Raw genomic sequence first — 6,647 nt, forward strand, 5'->3', positions numbered from 1 at the left:
AAGCGCCGCGCCTCCTGGCCGGCCAGCCTGCGGCTGGTGATCTGGGAGTTCTCGGAAAACACCTTGTCCCTGCCCCTGACGGACGATGAAAAAGCGGCGCTCAAGGAGCTGGACGCCGCCTCCCCGCCTGCGTGAAACCGCCCGCTACATGCTGTTCAACTCCTATCTTTTCCTGCTGCTGTTCCTGCCCATCGCGCTGGCGGGCCACTACCTGGCCGGCGCCATCAGCCTGCGGCTGGCCGCGTTCTGGCTGTGCCTGACGTCCTTCGTCTTCTATGGCTGGTGGAACCCGCAGTTCGTCGCCCTGCTGGCCCTGTCCATTGCCTTCAACTACGTGGTGAGCCGGCTGATCCTGCGCTTTGCCGGCCATGCGCGGCTGCAGGGGCTGGTGACTGCGCTGGGCGTGGGCGCGGACCTGGCGGCACTGTTCCACTACAAGTACTTCGCCACGCTGTTCAACTTCCTGGGCGAATGGGGGCTGACGCAGGGCGGCATGCACGAGCTGATCCTGCCCCTGGGCATCTCGTTCTTCACCTTCACCCAGATCGGCTACCTGCTGGACTGCCGCTCGGGCATCGTCAAGGAACGCAGCCTGCTCAGCTACGTGCTGTTCGTGACCTTCTTCCCGCACCTGATCGCGGGGCCCATCCTGCACCACAAGGAAATGATGCCGCAGTTCGCGCAGCCGGATAACTACCGGTTCCGCGCGGACAACCTGTCCATCGGGGGCACGCTGTTCGTGATCGGCCTGGCCAAGAAGGTGCTGCTGGCCGACGAGATCGCACCCTATGCGGACGCCGGCTTCGCCGCGCCCGGCGAGCTGCAGTTCTGGGCCGCCTGGGGCGCCAGCCTCAGCTACGCGCTGCAGCTGTACTTCGACTTCTCGGGCTATTCGGACATGGCCCTGGGCCTGGCGCGCATGTTCGGCATCCGTTTCCCGCTGAACTTCAACTCGCCCTACAAGGCCGGCAGCATCATCGACTTCTGGGCGCGCTGGCACATGACGCTGACGCGTTACCTCACGGCCTACCTGTACTACCCCGTGGCCATGGCCATCTCGCGCGCACGCGAAAAGCGCGGGCTGTCCGTGGGATCGAGCGCCGCGCGCACGCCGGGCGGCTTTGCGGCCACCATCGTCGTGCCCACGCTGTTCACCATGGGGCTGGCGGGCATCTGGCACGGCGCCGGCCTGCAGTACGTGATCTTCGGTCTGCTGCATGCCTTCTACCTGTCGGTCAACCATGCCTGGCGCATCTTCGTGGTCAGCCGCAAGCCGGCCGCCGCCCGCAAATCGGGCCGGGGCGTGCAGGCGCTGTGCGTTGTCATCACCTTCATCGCCGTGCTCATCGCACAGACCTTCTTCCGCGCCCACGGCGTGGGCGACGCCATGCTGCTGCTCAAGGGCATGGCCGGCCTGCGCGGCGTGGAGGCGCTGGAGTCGCTGTCCCACGTCCAGGGCCTGGCAATGGGCGATGCCATCCGCCTGGCCATAGGCCACCATATGCAGCTGGCCCTGGTGCTGCTGCTGCTGGCCATTGCCTGGTTCACGCCCAATGCCCACCAGATCCTGGGCCGCTTCTCGCCCGCCATGTTCAAGGTGCAGGAGGCGCCCCAGGCCTGGATGCGCTGGCGCCCCAGCGCGGGCTGGACGGCCGTGACCCTGGTCCTGCTCTTCCTGTGCCTGGTCAACCTGCACAAGGAAACCCGCTTCCTGTATTTCCAGTTCTGAAACGCCTGTTGGAGAAAAAAGCATGTCCCACAATGACATCGAAACCAAGATTGCCCAGATCATCGGAGCCATCATCCTGACCTCGGTCGAGCCCGATACGCTGCTGCTCGAATCGGGCCTGGTGGACTCGCTGTCCGCCGTGGACGTGGCCCTGGCCATCGAGAAGGAATTCGGCGTCAAGATACCGCCATCGGAGATCGACCTGCACCTGGAGTCCGTGCAAACGCTGGCGCAGTACGTGGCCGAGCAGCGCAAGGCGTGATGAGACGCCGGCACTGTCGGCCCGGCCTGCGCAGCCATCCCCATCCACCCACCGCCGCAAGGAGCCCGCATGCGATTCAGTTTTGACCGCTTCGACTTCATCGAGCCCGACGCCGGCACGCAGCGGCCGGCCGTCATCGATGCCGCCGGCACGCTGGACTGGCAGCAACTGGCCCAGGCCGTGGCGCGATGGGAGCAGCAGGCGCTGGCGCGCGGCGCTCGCCGCGACGAGCCGCTGCTGATCACGGGGCACAAGGAGACCGCGTTCCTCGTGGCCATCCTCGGCTGCCTGCGCCTGGGCGTGCCCTTCGTGCCGGTGGACGTGATCAACCCGCCCGAGCGCATGGCGCGCATCGCCACGCTGGTGCAGGCCGGCCTGCACTACGACGCGCAGGCCCGCAGCTTCCTGGACACCGGCATCGCCGCGCAGCCGCTGCAGGAAAAATCGCTGGCATACATCATGTTCACCTCGGGCAGCACGGGCGATCCCAAGGGCGTGCAGATCGGGCGCGAGAGCCTGGGCCTGTTCGCCGGCTGGATACGCGACTGCCTGGCCCTGGGCGAGGCGCCGGTGTTCATGGACCAGATGCTGTTCAGCTTCGACTTTTCGCTGTTCAACTGGATGGGCGCCCTGGTCACGGGCGGTGCCTGCGTGCTGTGCGCGCGCGAGACCATTGCCGACCGCCAGGCCTTTGCCGCCTACCTGGCGCGCACCCATGTGAACGTCTGGGCATCCACGCCCTCCTTCGTGCGCCAGCAGCTGCTGGATGCCGACTTCGACCAGCAGCACCTGCCCGACCTGCGCGTCTTCGTCTTCGGCGCCGAATCGCTCACGCCCACCGTGGCCGAGGCGCTGTGGAGCCGCTTTCCCCAGGCGCGCATCATCAACTCCTACGGCCCCACCGAGGCCACCTGCTCCACCACCTGGGTGGAGATCGACCCCGCGCTGCGCCAGCGCGCGCCGCTGCCCTTTCCCATCGGCCGGGCCAAGCCCTATGCCGACGTCTTCCTGGACGAAGGCGAGATCTGCGTGGCCGGCGACCACGTGATGCGCGGCTACCTCAACCGCCCCGACCTGCACGCCACACGCATGTTCATGCGCAACGGCAAGCGCGGCTACCGCACGGGCGACCTGGGCGAGATCGACGGCGAGGGCCTGGTCACCTTCCACGGCCGGCGCGACGACCAGATCAAGATGCACGGCTACCGCATCGAGCTGGCCGAGGTCGATGCCGTGCTGGCCACCCTGCCCGGCGTGCGCGCAGGCGCGGCGGTGGCACTCAAGCGGCCCGATGGCTTCATCGTGCGCATGATCGGCTTCGTGGACCTGGACCGCAGCGGCCCGCCCGGCATGCAGCCCCTGCCCGAAGACCTGGCCGGATGGCGCGAACTGCTGGCCCAGCGCGTGCCGCCCTACATGATTCCGTCGGAACTGCTGGCCTGCCACGGCTTTCCGCTGACGCAGACTGACAAGGCCGACCGCAAGCAACTGGAGCGCATGTACCTCGACTCGCGCATGCGCCCCGCCCAATGAAACAAGGATCTGCAGGCATGACTTCCGTTTTTTCCGCTGTGAGGCGCCAAGCACTGTTCACCCTGGCCGGGCTGGGGGCCCTGTCCTGCCTGCCTGCAGCGCATGCCGAAGGCACGCTGGCCCAGCTGTACGCCGCGCGCCCCCCCGCAGGCTCGTCCTTCGTGCGCGTGGTCCACCCCGACGCGGGCAGCCTGCGCGTGAAGATCGCCGACGGCCCCGAGCAGACGCTGTCCGGCAGCAAGCCGGCCAGCAGCTACGCCATCGTCAAGGGCGACACGCCCTTTGCCATCCAGCTGGACGGCAAGAGCGCCAGCAGCATGAAGGTGGCGCCGGGCAGCTTCACCACCCTGGTGCCGCAGCGCCAGGGCAAGAACGCGGCCACGCGCTTCACGGCCATCGACGACTCCGGCGGCAGCCAGGACGCGCTCAAGGCCGAGCTGCGCTTCTACAACCTGATCGACGATTGCACCGAAGGCGGGCTCAAGATCGCCGGCACGGGCACGCCGCTGTTCACGGGCGTGGCGCCCGCCAGGTCGGCCAGCCGCTCCATCAACCCGGTCAGCGCCCAGCTTGCCGCCATCTGCGCCACTGCGGCCAGCGCGCCGCTGGCACTGCCCCAGCTGCAGCCGGGCGACCACTACAGCCTGTTCATGACGGGTACGGCCGCCGCACCCGTGCTGCGCGGCCAGGCCAGCGCCACCGACACCTATCGCCCCTGACCCAGCCCAAGGAGACCGACACAGACATGCGCACCCGCTCCGTATTGCGTGAAGACCACCTGCTGTTCAAGGAACAGGTGGACCGATTCGTGGCCACCGAGATCCTGCCCCACATCAATGACTGGGAGGCAGAGGGCATCACGCCGCGCGCCCTGTGGCGCAAGGCTGGCGACAGCGGCCTGCTCAATTGCGACCTGCCCCCGCCCTACGGCCAGGGCGGCGACTTCGGCCACGCGGCCGTGGTCATCGAGGCGCTGGCGCGCGCCAACTGCCTGGGCATCGGCTTTTCCATCCATTCCGACATGGTGGCCCCCTATCTCTGGAACTTCGGCACGCAGGTGCAGAAGGACCGCTGGCTGCCGCGCATGGCCACGGGCGAGCTGATAGGCGCCATCGCCCTGACCGAGCCTGGCGCGGGCAGCGACCTCAAGGCCGTGCGCACGCGCGCCCTGCGCAAGAGCGAGAGTGAGGGCGGCGGCTACGTGCTCAACGGACAGAAAACCTTCATCACCAACGGCGTCAACGCCGGCCTGATGGTGGTGCTGGCCAGCACCGAGCCCGACCTGGGCGCGCGCGGCCTGTCGCTGTTCGTGGTGGAAGAAGGCATGAAGGGCCTGGGCAAGGGACCGGCGCTGCGCAAGATAGGCCAGCACAGCCAGGACACCTGCGAGCTGTTCTTCGACGAACTGCACCTGCCGGCCGACCACCTGCTGGGGCGCGAGAACGCAGCCTTCGAGCATGTGACCCAGGAGCTGGCGCAGGAGCGGCTGGCGATCGCGCTGCGTGCGGCGGCCTCCACCGAAGGCATGCTGGACGAGGCTGCCGAGTTCGTGCGCAACCGCAAGGTCTTCGGGCGCCGCGTGCTCGACTACCAGAACACCCGCTTCAAGTTCGCCGACGCCCTGGCCAGGACCACCATGCTGCGCGTCTTCCTGGACGACTGCCTGGCCCAGCACCTGGAAGGCTCGCTGGACTCCGTCACCGCCGCCATGGCCAAGCTCAACGCCACCGAGCTGCAGGGCCAGGTGCTGGACGAGCTGCTGCAGCTGCACGGCGGCTACGGCTACATGGCGGAATACGGCATCGGCCGTGCCTGGGCCGATGCAAGGGCACTGCGCATCTTCGGCGGAAGCAGCGAGATCCTGCGAGAGATCATCGCCAAGCGCTTCTGACCCGGCCGCCTGCCGCTCAGCGCGCGGCGGATTTCCACCCGCGCAGCAGTTGCCGGGCTTCGGGCGTGTCGTTCAGCACCCAGGGATCGATGGCGAAGGCAACGACGCGCTGGGCGCCGTAGTCGCGGGCCACGTCCCATTGGCGACGCACGCGCTCGAAGCTGGCCGTGCGCGCCTGGAAGTCCGAGCCATCGGGCCGCGCGGGCGGCAGTTGCTCGAACAGCTCCACGATGAGATCGAACGGCGCCCTGCGCTCCAGCAGCATCTGCTGCAGCGGCGCCAGCGCCTCGTAGTTGCCCAGGCCCGCCACGCCCACGCCGTCCTGCACCATGGGGCGCAGGGACACGCGGTCCAGCAGGATGCTCCACAGCGTGGGCAGGCTGCCCAGGGTCTGCAGCTGGCTGAAATAGGTGGAGATGCCGGGCACCTGGCCGGATGTGGCCGCTGCCGCCTGGGCCAGCGGTTGCAGCGCGCTCACCAGCAGCTCGATGCGCTCGGGCGCGGCCCAGTGGTACTGCTCCAGCTCGTAGGGGATGTACCAGCCGCGAAAGGCCGCATGGCGCGGCCAGGTGCTGGCGTACATGTGGCTGGTGCCCAGCTCGGCGATATGCGCAAGGTAAGGCGCAGGGCCTGCGGCGTTGTCAAGGCTGATCTGCTTCCACCAGCGCTCGTCATAGGGCAGGCCCAGGTGCACGCCCATGCCCAGTTCGGTGCAGATGTCCAGCAGGTCGGCGATCTGCGCGTCGGCCAGCATCCAGCTGTCCGCCTCGGTATCGCCCAGCAGGCCGCTCCATTGCACGAACAGCTCGCGGCAGCCCAGCGCCTGGGTGGCGGCCAGGCGCTGGCGCCATTGGTCGCGCGGCATCTCCAGATGGCTGCGCCACGGCTGCAGGAAACTGCCCGACACGGGCGCCGAGGCCGCGCAACCGACCAGCGAGGCACAGGCGGCGGCCACGCCGGCGCCGAGGAATTCGCGTCTGGACAAATGCATGTTGGGGACGGCCGCAAGGCTGCGTGAAGGCAAGCGCCAAGAATACAGCCAAGCGGCACCGCCCCGTCCCAAGGGGGCCGGCCCAGCGGGGGTTGACCCGGCCGGGCTGAGGGTTGAATCAGAACCGACGATGAATTGGAGCCAAGGGGACGATGTCCGCGCAGATGTACTGTCGGCCCGAACCAGGCAAGGGCTTGCCGCCATTGGATCAAGTAGAAATGCCTCGCGCCACCCTGGGGTG

Annotated in this window: 6 protein-coding genes; 5 read left to right on the forward strand and 1 reads right to left on the reverse strand. The window is 68.2% G+C overall.

All coding sequences use genetic code 11. The annotated features are described in order from the left end of the window. Positions 1–148 precede the first annotated feature (148 nt). The 5 genes from L995_RS11850 to L995_RS11870 all read left to right on the forward strand — a co-directional run bounded on the left by L995_RS11850 (position 149) and on the right by L995_RS11870 (position 5,415). Positions 149–1,729, forward strand: coding sequence for an MBOAT family O-acyltransferase (locus tag L995_RS11850; protein ID WP_047471910.1), 1,581 nt, complete (start codon positions 149–151; stop codon positions 1,727–1,729). 22 nt (positions 1,730–1,751) lie between these two features. Then, a complete protein-coding gene (locus tag L995_RS11855) occupies positions 1,752–1,991 on the forward strand; it encodes an acyl carrier protein (protein WP_016449889.1) in 240 nt (79 codons plus the stop codon). A gap of 69 nt (positions 1,992–2,060) precedes the next feature. Beyond that, on the forward strand, positions 2,061–3,524 hold the full coding sequence (locus tag L995_RS11860; protein ID WP_047471911.1) for an AMP-binding protein: 1,464 nt from the start codon (positions 2,061–2,063) through the stop codon (positions 3,522–3,524). A 17-nt stretch (positions 3,525–3,541) separates the two neighbouring features. Then, entirely contained in the window at positions 3,542–4,243 is a 702-nt protein-coding gene (locus L995_RS11865; protein ID WP_047471915.1) for an alginate O-acetyltransferase AlgF, read from the forward strand. A 26-nt stretch (positions 4,244–4,269) separates the two neighbouring features. Then, positions 4,270–5,415 carry an acyl-CoA dehydrogenase family protein gene (locus L995_RS11870; protein WP_047471917.1) on the forward strand — a complete coding sequence of 382 codons (1,146 nt, stop codon included), beginning with the start codon at positions 4,270–4,272 and terminating at the stop codon, positions 5,413–5,415. Between the two features lie 16 nt (positions 5,416–5,431). Here the strand turns inward: L995_RS11870 and L995_RS11875 are convergent, their stop codons facing one another. After that, positions 5,432–6,406, reverse strand: a complete 975-nt coding sequence (locus L995_RS11875) for a DUF4434 domain-containing protein (protein WP_047471919.1) — start codon at positions 6,404–6,406, stop codon at positions 5,432–5,434. Positions 6,407–6,647: the final 241 nt, after the last annotated feature.

This window comes from Delftia sp. ZNC0008 (genome assembly GCF_000799035.1).
Lineage (GTDB): Bacteria > Pseudomonadota > Gammaproteobacteria > Burkholderiales > Burkholderiaceae_C > Comamonas > Comamonas tsuruhatensis.